The following is a 15,983-nucleotide window of genomic DNA, read 5'->3' as shown; positions in this document are numbered from 1 at the left end:
ACTGATACTCATGGCCGGCACAAACGATGGCTACGCACCGCATCCCTACATAGGCGGCCGCACGGCAGTGCTGCGTGCCCTCGCCGCCTGGCGGATGGCGTGGCCCGGTACCCCGCGCGTCCTGGTCCTGACGGGCTCCCCGGGCAGTGGGCGCTCGCATCTGATCACCGGGTTCCTGATGCTCTGCGACCCGGAGTACCGCAAGCGGCTCCCCCTGGACGACCTGGACCCTTCGACCGTGCCGCCCGAACTGCCCGCGCCCGCCGTGCCCGGGGCGGCCGGGTTGACCGCGGCCCAGGTCGTCTGGCTTCTCGCCGATCATTTCGGACTGGCGGCCGACGACGTGTCGGACGTGTTCACCGAGCTGGCCTCCCTCCCAAGCCCCGTGACCGTGGTCGTTCCGGATGTCGATCGGGCCGGACCGGTGCGTGCGGCGGGAGAACCGGACCGGCTGACGCGAGAGGTCCTCGAGCCGCTCGCCGCCGTCGAGACGGTCCGCCTGCTCGCGGAGATGCCTCGTCGGCTCGCGGACGAGTTCGCAGTCGGCCTTCCTGTGGGCACCGTCCAGGTCATCGATCTCGACGCACCGCAGTGGGCAGACCCCGAGGGCCTGGTACGGCAGGCCGAAGCACTGCTCAACCCGCGACTCGGCGCTCCGGAGCTGCCGTTCACCACCGACTCGCCGACGAGACGGTCCGTCGCCGAGGCCATCGGACACCGGGCCGGCACCAGTGCGTTGACCGTACAACTCGCCGTGCAGAGCCTCCTGAGAAGTCCGGCCGCCTTCGCCCCGCACGACGAGGCCCTCCTCCCCACATCCGTCGGCCAGGCACTCGACCTGCACGCCCGCCGCCACGGGGCGGACCCGCAGATCCTGCGTCACCTTCTGGCCCCTTTGGCCCTGGCGGAGGGCGACGGCCTGCCTGTCGATGTCTGGATACGACTCGTCAGCGCCCTCGCGGGCAAGGACATGAGCGACGTCATCGAGAGCGGCCGTGCGCTGACGGAACCGTTCATCGAGGCGCTTCAGCCCGACCCGGACGCGGCACACGGCGGGCGCAGCCTGCTTCGGCTGTTCCATCCGGCCATCGGCGACGAGATCCGCGCCGGCCTTCCCGACGTCCGCGCCGCCCAGACCCAGATCGCGATGGCGCTCCTGGAGGCCGTCCCGGAGCAGGACTGGAGCAAGGCCGACCCCTACGTACGCGACCACATCGCGAGCCACACCCTGGAGGCGGGGCTGCTGCCCCAACTCCTCACGGACCCGGGGTTGTTCGTCCACGCCGATCCGGTTCCGCTGCGTGCCGCAGTGGAGGCCGTACCGATCGCGGAACTCGCCGCACCCGCCCGTACGTACTTGCGTACGGCCCCCGTGCTGACCCGCACCCAGGCGCCCGTCATGCGGCGCGCCGCCCTGCTGGAGACCGCGTTCGTCGAGGACGGCCTCCCCGACTACGCCGAGGCGGTTCGCCGCCGGTTCGGCCTCGGCCCGGCCTGACAGGCCGGGCGGCCTCCGTGATGCCGGCCTCGCGCGGCGCGGGCGGTTCTGAGCAGCCGCCCGGCAGAGCGAGAACGTGCTCGCCGGACAGCGCCAGTCGTGACCGGCCGGGCGTGCGGGCTCATCACCTACGGCGTGTGCGTGATCAGTACAGCGAGAACCCGCCGCTGTGCCGCCCCTGGTTCTTCTTCCCCGACTGCGGGTTCGCGCCCTCCGACCGGCTCGGCTCGGACGACCCGGAGGAGGGGCCACCGTCGGCCAACGGCTCGCCGTGCCTGACCTGGTCGCGCTGATCCTCCGACAGCGACTCCCACTGACCGCGCAGGGACGCCAGCCCTCCGCCCAGGGCGCGGGACACCGCGGGATCGTCCAGGGCATCGCGCAGGGCGACGCGGCCGGAGAGCAGCTTCTTGGCCGCCTCCTGCAGTTCCTTGCTGGCGCCTTCGGTCTGGGACAGCTGGCGCAGGGCGGAGTTCAGGGAACGGATCTGGTCCGGTTCGAGCGCCTCGTCGATCACACCGCGTTCCTGCGAAGAGCCGTGCGGGTTGGGTGAGTTCTCGGGCTTCCTGGTCATTCGCTTCTCCTCGACTCTCGACACCTGAAGTATCTCGCGTCATCTGTGGGTGACGTGCGGGGCCCCGATGGTCGAAGTGGAGAGGGCAGAGAGAACTTGGGGTGCGAGGGACCGGGGAGCGCCGAAGGGTAGCGTGTGCCTTTCAACTCTGCGTTGAGCTCCATCCGTTCAACCGACCACGGGGTATTCAGGCATGTCCGCGCCTCCTCCGCAGTACCAGAACCAACCGCCGTACGGGCAGCCGCAGCAGCCGTATGGCTACCCGCAGCAACCTCAGCACCCTCAACAACAGCAGGCTCCGTACGGATATCCACAGCAGCCGCAGCCTCCCGGTGGTCCTCAGCGACCGCAGCCGGGAGGTGTGTTGCGGGCGGTGAAGTCCGCCGTCGTCGTCATCGCGGTGTTCGGCGCCGTCGGCTACTGGGTCTGGGACTACAACACCAGCCCGACCGGCGGCAAGGCGAAGGCGGAGGCTTCGGCGTCCGCGGCGGCCGAAGAGGCCAAGACGCATGATCCCGAGATCGGCGACTGCGTCAAGGTCGCAGACCCCCAGGGCGATCCGCTGCCGACGGTCGTCGACTGTGGTTCACCCGAGGCCGAGTACAAGACAGGTGCCCTGCTCCCCGGCCAGGGCAAGGAATGCTCGTCGGAGTACGACTACGGCATCCAGTACCGCAACAGCCGGGGCTTCGACTACACGTTGTGTTTCACCAAAGTCTGATCCGAACGGCCTGAGCCGGCCTTCGACTCGCTGACGAGGACCCGGGAAGCAGCACGTCAGGGCAGCGCGTCCGCCAGCGACGCACCCGCCGCCGCCAGAATGATCGCCATCATGGCCAGGCGGGTCCGTCCGCGACGCGCCAACTCCACGCTGAGACCGGCGGAGACGAGGCACAGGCCGTACACCATGGTCCCCACGCCCGTCTGCGTACCGCTGCCGAGACGTCCCACGATCACGAAGAGACAGACCAGTCCCACCAACGCCCCGGCAGCCATGAGCCCACCGCGAGCGCTCCGCGCCTGCTGCGACCGTTGTCTCGCGAAGCCCGAATCCGACTGCCTCGGGAAACTCGCCCTCAATTCATCCACGCCGGGCGAAATCGGATCAGCCTCACCGGCTGGCACCTGCGTCTGTACCTGTTCCCCGCCGCGTTCCCGGCCCTGCGTCGTCATGAGGAGGGAGCGTAGGTCAATTCGCTAAGCTCACGCACCATGTTGCCTTCGCACACACCCTCCCCCGCGCCCGACGCCGCGGTCATACGGACCGGCCGTCGCGGTGCCATGACCGGGCTCCCCTGCTCCGTCCTGCTCATCGCGCTGGGCGCGGTCGGCGGCTTCGGCGCGGTCGTGGTTGCTACCGGGAACCAGAAGGGGGAGTCGAACCCGGCAGGGTACGCGGGCCTCGTCTTCATGTTGCTGCTCGGTGCGCTCGGTGTGTTCCTCTTCATCGGCAACTGGGCGAACCGCCGCTCCCGGGTTCTCGTCGACGCCACGGGGTTGTGGGTCGAGAACGGAAACCGTAGGAACGTCATCCCCTGGCAGGGCCTCGCCGGAGTCGGCCTGTACTGGAGCAAGTTCGGCCGTCAGACCGTCTACTCCCTGGAACTGTTCCCCACCGGCCCGATCGACCGGGACGACCCCGTCCTGTGGACCCTCGTCCGCGACGAGGAGCCGCTGCACCCCGACCTGCCCCGCCTGCGCCACCGCCTCCCCTTCCCCGCCCCCTGCCGACAGGAACTGGTCTCGGCGGTCCAGCAGCACGTCCCGCACCTCTGGCTCGGAGAGTCCGAGCGCGCCGAGGGCCACGTCGGCCGACCCGACGTCAAGGGACACCGAGAGCGCACTCAGAGCCGTACTCAGTGAGAGGCCGGCCTCGAGCCGTGCCCTCACGACAACCAGGTCGGCCTGCAACGAACCGGCTCAAGGGCATTTGGGAGAGTGACGCCAAGCCGGCTCAGTAACGTCGAGGAACGCACGACCGCTCATGAAAGGGTCCTCCCCCAGTGCCCGAGATCAGCGCTGAGGACTGGGCTCGCATCGAGACCCGGCGGAAGCTGCCCACACGGCAGCGGCGGGTGTTCTCTGTTGTCGGTCTGCGCTCAGCGGCAAGACCGCGTATCTACGAGTCGTTCGGGACCGCCGGCCCAGCGCCGCACTGATCGACTGCCGGGGCTTGAGTGCCGGCACAGTGGCCAGCCTCCTGCGTGAAGAGTGCCGTGCCGTCTCCCCCGGCCGTCCTTGTGTACTCCTCCCCGCCAGTGTGCAGTACGCGGGTGAGATCCTGACGTCGACCGAACCGGCCCGCGTGCGTCACGGAAACCGACGAGTTCATGTACCTGTAGGCGTCCACAGACCTCGGCACGAGGGCCCCGCCACACACCGGCCCCGCCGTTCCCCGCCCGGCCTGCTCAAAGGGCCCCTCGTGCAGGCCCCTTCGCCTCAGATGCCTCCAGAACAGCACCTGGTCGAGCCGGTAACGTGACACGACAGAGAATGAGGCATGAGCACCGCCCCGAACGCGGATGAAGTCACGGCAGAACTCGCTCTGAACCGTGCGCTGCGGTGGATCGACCGGCCTCGCGACACCAGTGCCTGGCTGTGGATCGGCGAGCGTGCGGGCTGCGGCAGAACGGCGCTGCTGCGCGAGGTCGTTGCCCGCCACCCGGGCGCGGCTTACGTCGACTGCGCCGGCAAGTGCGCGGAGGAGGTGGCCCGGGAGTTGGCGACGGCCCTTGGCATCCCCGCCCCGGACTCCTTCAAGGACAACTTCGCCACCGTGGCCCGCCGGATCAGCGACGGCCCCGTGGTCGTGCTCGCGAACACCCAGTGGGCGGGCCGGCTGCGTACCTCGCGCGAACCGGAGCGTGTCCTCGATCGGGTGGCACGGGCGCTGATCACGTTCCATCCGCGCGGGCTGCGGATGCGCCTGCTGGTCGAAGTCGACGATGCCCCGGGCAGGGCCGAAGAGTTGGGCGGGCGGCATCTGACCCTGCAAGCGGGCTTCCAGAGCACGCCCCCCTTCACGGACCCGGACGAGGACGCGGCCCTGTCGTCCGCCCTTGACGCGCTGGCGTTGGCCGAGCACCGCTTCGTTCCCCTGCCCGTGTGGTCCCTGCTCTGCTCCGCCCTCGGCCAGGACCTCCCCGAGTCCCGGCTGGAGTCGCTGCTCGACGACCCGGCGGCCGCGGAATGGATCCACCGGACGGACGACGGGACCGGCACTCCCCTCATCTTCTTCCAGCAGGAGGCAGCGGCCCGGCAACTGCGTACGCGGATGCCCGCCGAGGAGGCCAGGTCCTGGCACGCACGCGCAGTCACCGCGCTGTCGGCCGCAGACGCCTCCGAGGCGACACGCTGGTACGCCTACCGCGCGCTAGCCGGTCACGCAGCAGCAGCCGACCAGTTCAACGCGTTCCTCGATGACACCGCGGCAGTCGCCGGGGTCAGCCACGAGACACTCTTCGAAGCGTTCGAGGCCGCGTTCCATGCACGGCGCATCCCTCAGGGGAGCGCCGGGGCCCGCCTCCACTACATGGCGCGCCGTGGCGTTCAGCCCTCGTCACAGGGTGAGTGGCTGGCGCTTTTGCACCTGACCCTGGTGCAGGCCGGGCCGACGGAGGAAGCCGCCGCCGATCTGCTCGTGTCGGCGGCCGGCCCGGGCACCCTGCCCTGGCGGACCCTCTGGGCCAAAGGAGTCGGTGCCGGCGTGTTCAGCACAGACACAGTGGTCAGGCGCCCCCTCGTCCAGGCGCTCCAGATCACGCACACTCCGACCGGCGATATCGTCATAGCCCGCACCGGCCGCGAACACATCGGCACCTGGGACCTGGCCACGGGCACACCCCGCCCCGAGCCCGATGAGACCGCGGACACCTCCAGCACCACGCACGCGAACCAGGGGCCCAAAGGATGGCGCCCCGCCAGCGCCCTCAGCGGGGAAGTGGATCTGCCCCGCATGCCCCAGTACATCCGTCGAGGCACGCGCTCGGGCCGTCACATCGCTCTGTCCACCATGGACGGAGTCTGCGTGGTCGAGATCAACCAGAATGCCGGACACAAAAACGCACCAGGCCTCCTCAAGCGCCTGGTGGCCACCGACACGCAGCTCGCTCGGGCGGAACTGCCCGCCAAGGCTCTGGCCCCCACGACCGATTGGCTGGCGGACATCTTCGGATCCGCGGCGGTCAAACGGTTCCCCCTGGAGACCCTGCCGGACCCCCTCTCCGACAGCAGTGCACGCGCCTTCCTCTCCGACGTCGGCTTCCCCTGTGTCACCGGCCTCCTCGAACTCGACACCACCGACCTCGAGCACACCGGCCTGCACCCCGTTGCCGAACCCTTCGGCAAACCGGACGAGACCGGAACCACGTACTTCTCCCTCGGTATCTGGCAAGGCGCGCGACTCCTCCTCGACGGCCGCGACGGGCGCGTCCTGCAGGACGGCTGGTCAGGGATCGAGGACGAACTGGCCGGAAGCAGCCTCCCCCAGTTCGTCGCCATGGTCCGCCTCTACTACTGGTGGCGCGCCTCCTGGTGGTCGATCGAGGACACGGAGACGGACCTACGCCACTGGCTGAACCTCATCGACCCCCAGGCCTGCCAGACGCAGGGCTGGCAAAGGGTCTTCGAGGACTACAACTTCGACGACCGGGTCTGACAGGACCGCTGCCATGACATCGACGGCAACACGGGAAGCGATCAAGGCTCAAGTGACTGAACTCGTGCAGTCCGACGCCCAGCGCAAGGTGGGCGAACGGGTATAGCAATAGCGCAGACAGGCTGCCTGGAGAGAGGAATCCTCCGGCACCTTGAGAGGACGTCTTGAATCCATATCCCGCCAATGCTGCGCCGTCCGCGGACCAGTACGTCTCCCGCATTCTGGACTGCGGAACGAAGGTGCCCGGCACCTGCTCGGCGAAGTGGGGCTGCCCACCTTCACCGGCGCCGAGATGAGCCTTGTGGCCATCGCCGAAGAGGGACTCGCAGAGGTGACGGCTGAAGAGGTGTGGGGAGGAGACGACGGCAGCGGCGCCTACTACCAGATCGGAACCTGGCTACTTCGATCCCGAGGTGGCTGCCAGCTTGGGGCAGTTCGTGGCCATGCTGCAGAACTACGTGCTGGGGCGGTGCCTGCTGCCGATGGCATCAAGCCGCACGGAACGCGAGGACATCCGGGACGAGATCGAGAACCCGCTGACCGCGATCGACAAGGATGGCGGAGCCGCCCAGGCCTGGACCGCCATGCTCGACGACAACAGCTGAAGCTACGTCGTGGCGGCGTCACTCGTGGAGTCTCTTGCGGCTACTGAAGGGCGAGCGACGACCTGAGGTGGTCCGAGGTGGTCCAAGGCGCGGATGGCTCTGGCGGACCAGGTCCGCGGACCCTCGCATCGCAACGTGGTGATCAGCTCGCCGAACTGACGCGGGCTCAGTCAGCTCCACCTACCGGGGGCGGCCGAGGGGGGCATCACGCGTGCCGCTAGGTTCGACAACGAAGAGTCATTCGGCACCGAGCTACGGACTCCGTCGCCTCTCACCCCCATCCCCCTCCCCGCTCAACTCCACTTTGAGGTACTGCTTTGCCGGCAACCGTCGACGCGCTCGTTGAAGACCTCTCGTCCAGGGACCGCACCGTTCGCTGGGCGGCAAAGGACGCCCTGTTGGCTCTCGGGCCGCGGGAACTCGACCAGCTCCTGCCCTACACCCTGGACCGACGGGCCAGGGGCCCGAGGCGCGAGGTGCAGTCCATCATCGAGCTCATGGGTGACGCGGTGCTCCCGCGCCTCCGTGAAATCCGACGGGAGGGCCCCGGACGGCTGCGCGGCAATGCTCTTGAGATCCTGATCAACCTGGGCGGCGCGGACGTGCTCGACGAGGTCGACCGGCGTGTCGTGGAACGCCTCGTACGAATCAAGCTCCTGGACGAACGTCCGGTGGGCACCCCCTCCGAGGCCGGCCGCTGGCTGGCCTTCCCGGCCGACCGGCTCGACGACGCCGTAGCCGCTCTCGGTCTGCACGACCTTCGGCCGGTCACCACCGTCATGGGCATGGCCGCCGCCACCCGAGCCGCCGACGCCCTGGACTTCCAAGGCCGGCCGGCCTCCCAGAGCGAGATCCAGAGGGCCTACCGGGTCTTCATCACCCCGGAATTCGAGAGCTGGCTCGCAGACGGACCGATCAAGAACTGGCGCATGCTGTGGGGGAATTCGTTCCTGGACGAACTCGACGGTTTCCGGCTGGCCAGAGAGCTGAGCGAGCGATGCGGTGAGGCTCACTTCTACGTCCTCGACCCCTACAACTCCGCCGAGAACTGGTACGTCGCCCGCGACGGGCGCCGGGTGCGAAGCTACGGCAGCTACGACTACCCGCAGTTCACAGGCGACCCACTGCCCTTCGAGGCCTGGTACATGGAGAACGCCGACGAGGACGAGGCCGAGGAGTACTCCGAAGGCGTTCCCCACGCGTCCCAGGCAGCCGACAACCTCTCGGTCGAACCCGGCCCCCAACTCGCGGAACACACCCACGGCCACGGCTGGCTCGCCACCACCCACCCCGCCGTACCCACCACCCGTTTCAAGGGCGCCCTGCCCGTCTGAAGGAGTCCGTGCAGCCCGTCATGGTCAGCGCAATGCCCAGCCCTACCCCCGTACCGGCCGAACAGGCTCTCGCCGAGCTGCTGGAGTGGCAGAACAGGGAGGCCGGCGGGGTGGCCGAACTGGCCGGTCCCTCCGACTCCGGACGAACCCGCACGCTGCTCGGGCTGCGCGATGCCACCCCGGCGCCCTGTTCCTGGACGCCACCGGGCTGATCTCCGAGGACCTCGTCGCACGGGTCATGGCAGCAGTCGGACTCGACTTTCCGCAGGACCGCCGTGCCGACTGGGGTTGGGTTCTGGGCGAGTCATCGCTCGCGGGCGGCCTGGTCGTCATCGCCAACGCACAGCGGGCGGGCCGCACCCGGCGCTCCTCTGAGCCTGAACGCATGGTGCACCGTTTCGCGGTCGAGCTGGCCATGGCCGCCCGCCTGAAGGTGGTGATCGTGGGGGACCTGCCCGATGCCAGGGCCTGGCACCGGAACCTGGTGGTGGCCCTCCAGCCGACGGCAGGCCAGGAGCGGGCCGAGCAACAGCAGCTCGCCGAGCGGCTCGCCGATGTGGACGCCGACGCGCTGCGGGCGCTCGCCTGGCCGAGGTGCGCCGAGCTCCACTGGCCGTATGGACGGCGCTCGCCCGGGCGTTGGAGGCACGGACGGGCCGACGGGTCGTCGATGTCGCCGGCGTACTAGATGAGCACGGCATTCACCAGCGCACAGACCCCACAGCCCAGCAACCCGCCGAACAGCAAGCTGAGGCCGGTGATGAACGTCCCGCGCCGCATGGGGCGGCCCGAGCGGCGGAAGGCGGCGCTCAGCGGCAAGAGGGCCACTCCGAACATGGTGACGGCGACGAACCAGACCTTGACGGCCTCGACGTAGAACGAGGTGATGGTGCCGCGCCTGAAATACCCCGTGTCGTCTCCCACCGCCTGGAACTTGTCGCCCCGGTCGGCGTCCTCACCGGGCTCGAAGTCCTCCACGTCGGAGCGGAGCCTGCCGTCGTCGGAGCGGAAGGTGCCCGAGCACTCCACGTCGTCCCCGATGACGTCCTTGCCGCAACGCTCGACGGTGATCGTCCCTTGCGTGCCGCCGGACACCTTCCGCGGGCCTTCCGCGTAACCCACCCCTACGAGAATCAGGCCGAAGAGCAGGGCCAGAATGCCCAGTACTCCGGAGCCGACACGGCTGCCTGCGCCCCGTTCCGCAGCGGCGAAGCCGGGACGGGGCCCTCCCGTTCCGGCCGCCTTCTTCAGGTTCCGCCCGCCGCTCGCGTCCGTCTTCAATTGCTGCCCCGTTCCTCTGTGTGGCGCCCGTGCGCCGACCTCGGTCGGCGACAGCTCCGGCCACAGCGCCAGCCACGGCCCCGGAGATCTTCGCCAGGCCGGCTCGCACACGTCAAACTCCTCGGAGACGGCACCCTTCACTCCGCCCGCTCCGGCTCCGACGGCCCCCTCCTGATCTCACTGATAGCTTGCTGCTCCAGTCAGTTCACTCCGTGGGAATCCGATGACTCAGCCGCCGTTCCAACCGCCACCGCCGCCTTCACAGCCACCGCAGGCCCCCGACAACCCGTACAACCAGCCCCCTCCGCCACAGCAGGCGCCGGGATTCGGCCCCCCGCAGGCCCCGGGACAACCCCCGATGCAGGCAGCCCCCGGCCAGCCGCCGATGCACCACGGAGCGCCGCCGCCGGTACCGGGGCAGGCCCCGATGCAACCGATGTATCCGATGCACCCCGCACCGCATTTCCAGGCGCCCCCCTTCGGGCAGCGGCCGAACGCAAGCGGTCATCCGGTCGGCGCGGTCTTCCTCGGACTCCTCGCCTCGGTCATCGTCTCGCTGCTCTACAGCGGTCTCATCCTGGCCACGTACAAGGACCAGTCGGTCACCACGGCCAACACCCTCTACCTGGGCCACGCGCTGCTCAACGGAGCGATGGTCGGCTGGCTGATCGGCCTGGTGGGGCACCGGAACACCGCAGCCCACGTGTGGGGAGCCGTCGTAGCCGCGCTCGGCGCGTTCTTCGGCTACGCCAACGCCATCGTGCTCGTCTTCACCGAGGGCCAGGGAGGCGGAGCCCTCTGGGACCTGCTGAGGTACGAGCCCTTCTGGCCGGCCAAGGCCTGGTGGAACGATGAGAGCGCCAACGCGGTCGACTGGTTCTCCCCCCTCGGCCTCGTGCTCGCCGCAGCCGCCGCCTGGGGCCTCGCCCATCTCATCGGGAACAGGCGCCGCCAGGCATGAGTCACCTCCGGCGTGAGTCATCTCAGGCGTGAGTCACCTCAGGCGTGACGCCTTCTCAGATGCCGGTCCGGGCGGCCACCGCCGGGTCCCCGGTCGGTAGCTGAGCCCTCCCCGGACTTCAGCCGACCAGTCCGCCCCGCCCGTCTCAGCGGAACGCGGGGCTGTCGCCGACACCGGCCAGCGCCGCACCGATGCAGGCGACCATCATCGCCCAGCGCGTATGACCGATCCGGGCGAGCACGAAGCCCCAACCGCCGAGGGCCACACCCATGGCATACGTGGCGACCCAGACGCCCAGCGCATCGCCCTGAACAAGGCGTACGGCTATCAGGACCAGGCAGACGACCGCGACCAACCCGGCGAACGCCGTGTACAGCCCTCGTGCCTGCCGCGCGTCGCGCCGCCGCTCCTCCTCGAGCCCCGGTCGGCCCTGAGCCTGGAACTCCGCCCGCAGCTCGTCCGCGCTCGCCCCGGAGGACAGGGGCTGCCCGCCCGATCCGTCCGGCCTGTTCGCCGCGTTACCGCCATGCGTTGTCATGGCAGCCGAGCCTATCGGTCGACGACCAGTCGCCGTCGGCGGGCCGATCGCATCAGGAGGAGCCTTCGAGATACGCCAGCCCGAGCATCAACGGCACGGAGACGAAGGCCAGTCCGAACGCCGTGGCCGACATTCCCGTACGGATTTCCCGTTTGGCACGGATCCCCAGGTACGCAGCGATCAGCGGGAGGAGGGCAGTCAGCAGAAAGCTGAATCGCCAGCCACCATCCCCGATCAGGAAGACCATGAGGCCCCAGCAGGCCGGCACGGACGCCATGCTCAAGTAGCACGAACGCGTCAGGAAACGCTCCAGGTCGTCTACCCCGCCCAGGAAACCCATTGATCCTTACCTCTTCGTCCGCTACACGGCCCGGTGGTCGTAACCACTCGTGCCCACCTCGGGAAATCCGTCCGCCGCCGAGAACCCGTTGATGGCCGCCGACGCGGCCAGGGCGATCCCGCTCAGCGCCATCGCGAACCTGTCGAACGTCATGGCTGCCTCCGACCACATCTGCATGAGCCGGAGGGCCTGCGCCGCGGCCAGCGCGAACATGCCCGCCGAGGCGACCTGCCCGCCGACCGGGATCGCGTTGACAGCCCACGCGGCGGCCATGTTGACCATCCAGGTGATGAGCAGATCGCAGAACGACACCAGGAACGACTTGAGGAATTCAGCGAGCTGAAACGCCAGCTGCGCGGCCTGCGCGTAACACTGGCGCAGGGATTCGAAGGTCTGCTTGATCTCGTCCAGCTTCTTGCTGAACTCGTCGAAGTACACGGTGGCGGCGTCGGCCGCATTGCCGTTCCAGCTGAGACCGACGGTCTGGTTGCCCTTGCGGACATTGGCGGCCACCGCGTCGCAGAAGGACGCGAGATTGGCCCATACGTCGGCACAGTCGTTGTACTTGTTCCCCCGGCGGCACCATCGCCCTCGCCCTGTCTGCGGGCGTTTCCTGGTCGCGCCCCGTCCTGCTCACCGGAAGCGCCCCGTCCCGCTGCACTTGATCATCGCCAAGAAGGTAGCGCACGGGGCCCTGCCGTAGGGGTACGGGGCTTCGCTCGCTCGGGTGTGTGCGGTTGCGGGCAGGGGCATGAACGCGCTTACCGCGAGGGCCGGTTGAGCGTACGACTCTCGCCCTCGACCCGCCCCGGCGACGGGGACACCTCCTCCCGCCGCGCACCTCTCCGAACCTCAGCGCGGAGCCGCCGTCCGCCCTGCTCCCCGACCGATGCCGTGAACCGGGGCGTCCCGCTCGGCGCGCTCGCGGTCCAGTTCCGCCTGCTGCCGCACGTCCCACTCCGCGAACTTGGCCTTGGACTGCTGGCGTTCGGCATATGTCTGGTCGTCGGCCGCCCGGCGGATCTCGTGCATCCGCTGGAACACCGCCTCGGTGTAGCGCGGGTCCTGGAGGGCGTCCTTGATGTCGACGTTCCCGCTCAGCACGGCACGGGCCATGTCGCGCAGCTCCGGGCCGAGCGAAGTCGCGTCGGCGATGGTGCGCAGGGAGCGGTGCAGCCGCAGGGCCTGTTCGGGGTTCTGGGCGACCCCCATGAGTTCCACGTCCTGGATCTCCCGGTCCGCGGTCATGGGCGCGGGACGTCCTTCCTGCTGGGGGTCGGTGAAGGCTGAAGCACCGTCGGGGTCATCCGAACTCGTTTCGGGCCCAGTCGTCCGCGCCCCCGGAGGGACCCGAGGAACGGGAACCGGAGGAACCCGAGCTCGCCGCGGAGGCGGCAGCCGTCGGCCTGCTGGGCGACTGGGCGGTGCCCGAGGAGCCGGAACCCGCCCCGGAGGCGGTGGCCGCGGCCGCGTCGGACGCAGGCGTGCTCTGGGCGCCCTGTCCGGACAGCGCGTCGACGCCGTGCTGTACGCGGTCCCCGGCCGCCGTGGTGACACGCTCCGTCGCGGCGTCCACGGCGTTGTTCACGTGCGTCGCCGGATCCACGTAGTCGGCGAGGGTCGATCCCTCGCCGCCGGTGACCTCGTTGTTGAGGCCGTCCACGTATTCGCCGGCCGCCGTCTTGGCCACGTCCGCCGTCTCGCCCAGGTCGATGCCGGACCGCGCGTCGAAGTAGGTCTCGATGCTCTGCTGGCCGATGTTCTGCGCCATTCCGACGGCGGCTTCCGTGGCCTTCTCCTTGGCCGCGTCGACCACCTTCTCCTGGACGAACTGCTTGCCCTGCTCCTTGAGTTGGTCCTTGGCGAACTGCTTGACCTTCTCCTTGGTGATCTTCTCGAGCTGCTCCTTGGCCATCTTCTTGACGGCGTCCATGGTGGCGTGCTCCATGGTCTTGGTGACCGCCTCCATGACCTCCCGCTTGAGCCGGTCCAGCAGTTCCCGGACGATCAGCCGGGTGGCCTGTGTCGCGCCGAGCGCGCCGACCTCGGACAGTCCGAAGGTGAAGGGAGCCGCCGCCTGGGCGGCGATGATCTCGATGGCCAGGGCCACGAGTTGGGCGATCACGGCCAGTTTCGCCGTGAGAACCGCCACCGCGGCCGCGTCGAAAGCGAAGGCGATCACTTCACAGGCGGTTTTCGCGTCCGGCAGATAACGGTCCTCGCCGTTCGCGCCGGTATAGGCACCCCAGTCCTTGCTGAATCCGTCGATCGCCGTGCCGAAGTTGTGGGCGACGACGGTGCGGGCGAGACCCTCGCCCTCCCGCTGGATCTCTTCGAGTTCGCCACCGAAAGCCCGCCAGGTCTCGGCAACCTTGTGCAGCGCTTCCTCATCGACCTCCGGCCAGGTATAGCCGAGGAGGTCCAGTACCCAGACAAGCTCACCGGGAAGTGTGAGCGACATGCGAATAGCCCCCGAATTTAATTGGAGTTGGCGGGTCGATCAGAATTGACCGGAGATCTTGTCCATCAGCCCGCTGTTCGACGTATCCGATGCGTCGTAATTGCGCGCCATGCCCTCGAGGTTGTCCCCGATCTTCTGAAGCCGTTCCGCGAGGCTGTCCATCGATGTGAAGATCCCGTCGCGAATCGGGGTGTAGACCTGCCCGAAGATCTCCCCGAAGTCCGCCTCGGCCCAGGGCTCTCCAAGCCCTTCGAGGGCGTCCTTGAGGCGCTTGGACGCGGTCGTGAAATCACCGCCGAGGTCGGTGAACTTCCCGCCCTGCCTGCGCAGCACATCGGTGTCCACGCTAAAGGTGTCGAACTCCATGACTCTCCCCCGAACTCCCCTTGCCATAGTTCATATTGACCGACAGACCGATACCCTAGACTCCTCGCGCACAGCCCTGCCAAACCCGTCAGTCAAGAGATCGCCAAGTTATTCAAGGGGACACCAAAAGTGGTGACTACACAGCCGCGTTACGGCAGCACGGGGACTCTGTGGATGGGGCGACTCCTCGGTTTGGGACTGCTCCTCGTGGCCGCGGTCGTCGCCGCGGTGACCATTCCGGAACTGCGCAGTGAACTCGCGGGTGACGGCACCGAAGGAACCCTCACGATTTCTTCATGCGAAACGCACACGAAGACCCACTACGGCACGCACAGGCGTTCTACGGAACTCAAGTTCAGCTGCACCGGAAACTGGAGCGCGCAAGACGGTAACGGCACCTACGAAGACGTGGTGGTGGAAACGTCATCGCGTTTCGAGGCCGGGGCGAAAATCCCCGTGGTGCAAGTGGACGACACCTTCGAGCAGCCGCAGGACCGCGACCCCGGCGACGACGCCGCGATTCTCGCGTTCTGCCTCTCCGTGCTGGCCGTCGGCATCTTCTGCCTCCTGACCGGCTTCGGCGGCCGTGGCGGCCCCGGCCTCAACGCCTCCTGGCAGAGCCTGCCGGCCCGATCCGTCACCGGCCCCGTCCTGGGCGGCCTCTTCGCCCTGGGCGCCCTGGCAGCGCTCGTCTGCGCCCTCGTCCTCTGACCGCTCCGTCCCCCTTTTCCTGAGGAACCCTCAATGACACAAGTACATGGGAACGCCGCGCCCAACACCGCAGGCCCGGGCGACCGGACCGGCCTCGGCCGCCTCATCGGCGCGGGCCTGATCCTCGTAGGCCTCGTCCTCCTGGCCCTCGGCGCCTACCTCGGCCCCTACACCTACGTCACGGCCACCCCGGGCAAGCTCACCGTCGACACCTGCACCGTCGACTACAAGTACCGCTCCAGCACATCGAGCAGCTCGCGGAAGAAGACGAAGACCCGTTGGTGCTACGGCACTTTCACCGCCACCGACGGCTCCGTCAAGGACCTCAACGCCGAGCTCAAGAGCGACGCCCTGCACGAACGCGGCTACGTCATCGAGGCCCTCAAGACCGGCGACACCTCCTACAAACCGGATCACGGCTGGGTCGGAGCCATCGCCACCGGCTGCGCGTGGTTCTTCGGCGGCCTGATGCCCCTGGCGATCGGGGTACTGGGCGCCACGACCGGCTTCTCCTCCACGGCTCCGTGGAGCCGACGCCGGTTCCGTCCCTACCTCATCACGACCTTGGTTGCCGTGGTCGGGCTCATCATCAGCCTGCTGGTGGGGCTCTTCGCGTGACGTGGACCCCGGCGCGTCCCCAGGGAGACGGGTGCGCGC

Annotated in this window: 20 protein-coding genes; 11 read left to right on the top strand and 9 right to left on the bottom strand. The window is 68.7% G+C overall.

What is annotated here, in order from left to right:
* Positions 1 to 10 precede the first annotated feature (10 nt).
* Complete coding sequence (locus ABIE67_RS33970; protein ID WP_370265201.1) at positions 11 to 1,498, top strand: ATP-binding protein; 1,488 nt, start codon at positions 11 to 13, stop codon at positions 1,496 to 1,498.
* A 145-nt stretch (positions 1,499 to 1,643) separates the two neighbouring features.
* On the opposite strand, the gene ABIE67_RS33965 is transcribed toward ABIE67_RS33970, so the two are convergent.
* A complete protein-coding gene (locus tag ABIE67_RS33965) occupies positions 1,644 to 2,072 on the bottom strand; it encodes a hypothetical protein (RefSeq protein ID WP_370265200.1) in 429 nt (142 codons plus the stop codon).
* 373 nt (positions 2,073 to 2,445) lie between these two features.
* Between ABIE67_RS33965 and ABIE67_RS33960 the strand changes: the two genes are divergently transcribed.
* Positions 2,446 to 2,793, top strand: coding sequence for a hypothetical protein (locus ABIE67_RS33960; protein WP_370265199.1), 348 nt, complete (start codon positions 2,446 to 2,448; stop codon positions 2,791 to 2,793).
* A gap of 56 nt (positions 2,794 to 2,849) precedes the next feature.
* On the opposite strand, the gene ABIE67_RS33955 is transcribed toward ABIE67_RS33960, so the two are convergent.
* Entirely contained in the window at positions 2,850 to 3,068 is a 219-nt protein-coding gene (locus ABIE67_RS33955; protein WP_370265198.1) for a hypothetical protein, read from the bottom strand.
* A gap of 216 nt (positions 3,069 to 3,284) precedes the next feature.
* Between ABIE67_RS33955 and ABIE67_RS33950 the strand changes: the two genes are divergently transcribed.
* The 6 genes from ABIE67_RS33950 to ABIE67_RS33925 all read left to right on the top strand — a co-directional run bounded on the left by ABIE67_RS33950 (position 3,285) and on the right by ABIE67_RS33925 (position 9,356).
* Positions 3,285 to 3,935 carry a hypothetical protein gene (locus ABIE67_RS33950; protein WP_370265197.1) on the top strand — a complete coding sequence of 217 codons (651 nt, stop codon included), beginning with the start codon at positions 3,285 to 3,287 and terminating at the stop codon, positions 3,933 to 3,935.
* Between the two features lie 637 nt (positions 3,936 to 4,572).
* Complete coding sequence (locus ABIE67_RS33945) at positions 4,573 to 6,729, top strand: SUKH-4 family immunity protein (RefSeq protein ID WP_370265196.1); 2,157 nt, start codon at positions 4,573 to 4,575, stop codon at positions 6,727 to 6,729.
* 413 nt (positions 6,730 to 7,142) lie between these two features.
* The gene (locus tag ABIE67_RS33940; protein ID WP_370265195.1) at positions 7,143 to 7,334 is read left to right on the top strand and encodes a hypothetical protein; all 192 of its coding nucleotides are present in this window, start codon (positions 7,143 to 7,145) and stop codon (positions 7,332 to 7,334) included.
* A gap of 398 nt (positions 7,335 to 7,732) precedes the next feature.
* Positions 7,733 to 8,668, top strand: a complete 936-nt coding sequence (locus ABIE67_RS33935; protein ID WP_370265194.1) for a hypothetical protein — start codon at positions 7,733 to 7,735, stop codon at positions 8,666 to 8,668.
* Positions 8,669 to 8,700: 32 nt separating this feature from the next.
* Positions 8,701 to 8,880 (top strand): hypothetical protein, encoded by a 180-nt coding sequence (locus ABIE67_RS33930; RefSeq protein ID WP_370265193.1) that lies wholly within the window; start codon positions 8,701 to 8,703, stop codon positions 8,878 to 8,880.
* Positions 8,881 to 8,906: 26 nt separating this feature from the next.
* Positions 8,907 to 9,356: a hypothetical protein gene (locus ABIE67_RS33925; RefSeq protein WP_370265192.1), complete on the top strand. Its 450-nt coding sequence runs from the start codon at positions 8,907 to 8,909 to the stop codon at positions 9,354 to 9,356.
* On the opposite strand, the gene ABIE67_RS33920 is transcribed toward ABIE67_RS33925, so the two are convergent.
* A complete protein-coding gene (locus tag ABIE67_RS33920) occupies positions 9,353 to 9,949 on the bottom strand; it encodes a hypothetical protein (RefSeq protein WP_370265191.1) in 597 nt (198 codons plus the stop codon). The genes ABIE67_RS33925 and ABIE67_RS33920 overlap by 4 nt on opposite strands.
* Before the next feature lie 436 nt (positions 9,950 to 10,385).
* Here ABIE67_RS33920 and ABIE67_RS33915 point away from each other — a divergent pair, with 436 nt between their 5' ends.
* The gene (locus tag ABIE67_RS33915) at positions 10,386 to 10,910 is read left to right on the top strand and encodes a hypothetical protein (RefSeq protein WP_370265190.1); all 525 of its coding nucleotides are present in this window, start codon (positions 10,386 to 10,388) and stop codon (positions 10,908 to 10,910) included.
* 145 nt (positions 10,911 to 11,055) lie between these two features.
* On the opposite strand, the gene ABIE67_RS33910 is transcribed toward ABIE67_RS33915, so the two are convergent.
* From ABIE67_RS33910 to ABIE67_RS33885, 6 genes are all read right to left on the bottom strand, one after another.
* The gene (locus tag ABIE67_RS33910; RefSeq protein WP_370265189.1) at positions 11,056 to 11,448 is read right to left on the bottom strand and encodes a hypothetical protein; all 393 of its coding nucleotides are present in this window, start codon (positions 11,446 to 11,448) and stop codon (positions 11,056 to 11,058) included.
* 52 nt (positions 11,449 to 11,500) lie between these two features.
* Positions 11,501 to 11,788 carry a hypothetical protein gene (locus ABIE67_RS33905; protein ID WP_370265188.1) on the bottom strand — a complete coding sequence of 96 codons (288 nt, stop codon included), beginning with the start codon at positions 11,786 to 11,788 and terminating at the stop codon, positions 11,501 to 11,503.
* A gap of 21 nt (positions 11,789 to 11,809) precedes the next feature.
* A complete protein-coding gene (locus tag ABIE67_RS33900) occupies positions 11,810 to 12,301 on the bottom strand; it encodes a hypothetical protein (RefSeq protein WP_370265187.1) in 492 nt (163 codons plus the stop codon).
* Between the two features lie 339 nt (positions 12,302 to 12,640).
* Positions 12,641 to 13,036, bottom strand: a complete 396-nt coding sequence (locus ABIE67_RS33895; protein ID WP_370265186.1) for a hypothetical protein — start codon at positions 13,034 to 13,036, stop codon at positions 12,641 to 12,643.
* A gap of 55 nt (positions 13,037 to 13,091) precedes the next feature.
* On the bottom strand, positions 13,092 to 14,249 hold the full coding sequence (locus tag ABIE67_RS33890; RefSeq protein WP_370265185.1) for a PE-PGRS family protein: 1,158 nt from the start codon (positions 14,247 to 14,249) through the stop codon (positions 13,092 to 13,094).
* A 39-nt stretch (positions 14,250 to 14,288) separates the two neighbouring features.
* The gene (locus ABIE67_RS33885; RefSeq protein WP_370265184.1) at positions 14,289 to 14,615 is read right to left on the bottom strand and encodes a hypothetical protein; all 327 of its coding nucleotides are present in this window, start codon (positions 14,613 to 14,615) and stop codon (positions 14,289 to 14,291) included.
* A 174-nt stretch (positions 14,616 to 14,789) separates the two neighbouring features.
* On the opposite strand from ABIE67_RS33885, the gene ABIE67_RS33880 reads away from it, so the two are divergent.
* Both ABIE67_RS33880 and ABIE67_RS33875 read left to right on the top strand, forming a co-directional pair.
* Entirely contained in the window at positions 14,790 to 15,326 is a 537-nt protein-coding gene (locus ABIE67_RS33880) for a hypothetical protein (protein WP_370265183.1), read from the top strand.
* 33 nt (positions 15,327 to 15,359) lie between these two features.
* Entirely contained in the window at positions 15,360 to 15,944 is a 585-nt protein-coding gene (locus tag ABIE67_RS33875; RefSeq protein WP_370265182.1) for a hypothetical protein, read from the top strand.
* The last annotated feature ends 39 nt before the right edge of the window (positions 15,945 to 15,983 follow it).

The sequence above is a fragment of the Streptomyces sp. V4I8 genome (assembly GCF_041261225.1).
In the GTDB taxonomy this organism is placed as follows: Bacteria; Actinomycetota; Actinomycetes; order Streptomycetales; family Streptomycetaceae; genus Streptomyces.
The sequence above is the reverse complement of the archived record's forward strand: the minus strand, read 5'-3'. Positions and strand labels throughout refer to the sequence as shown.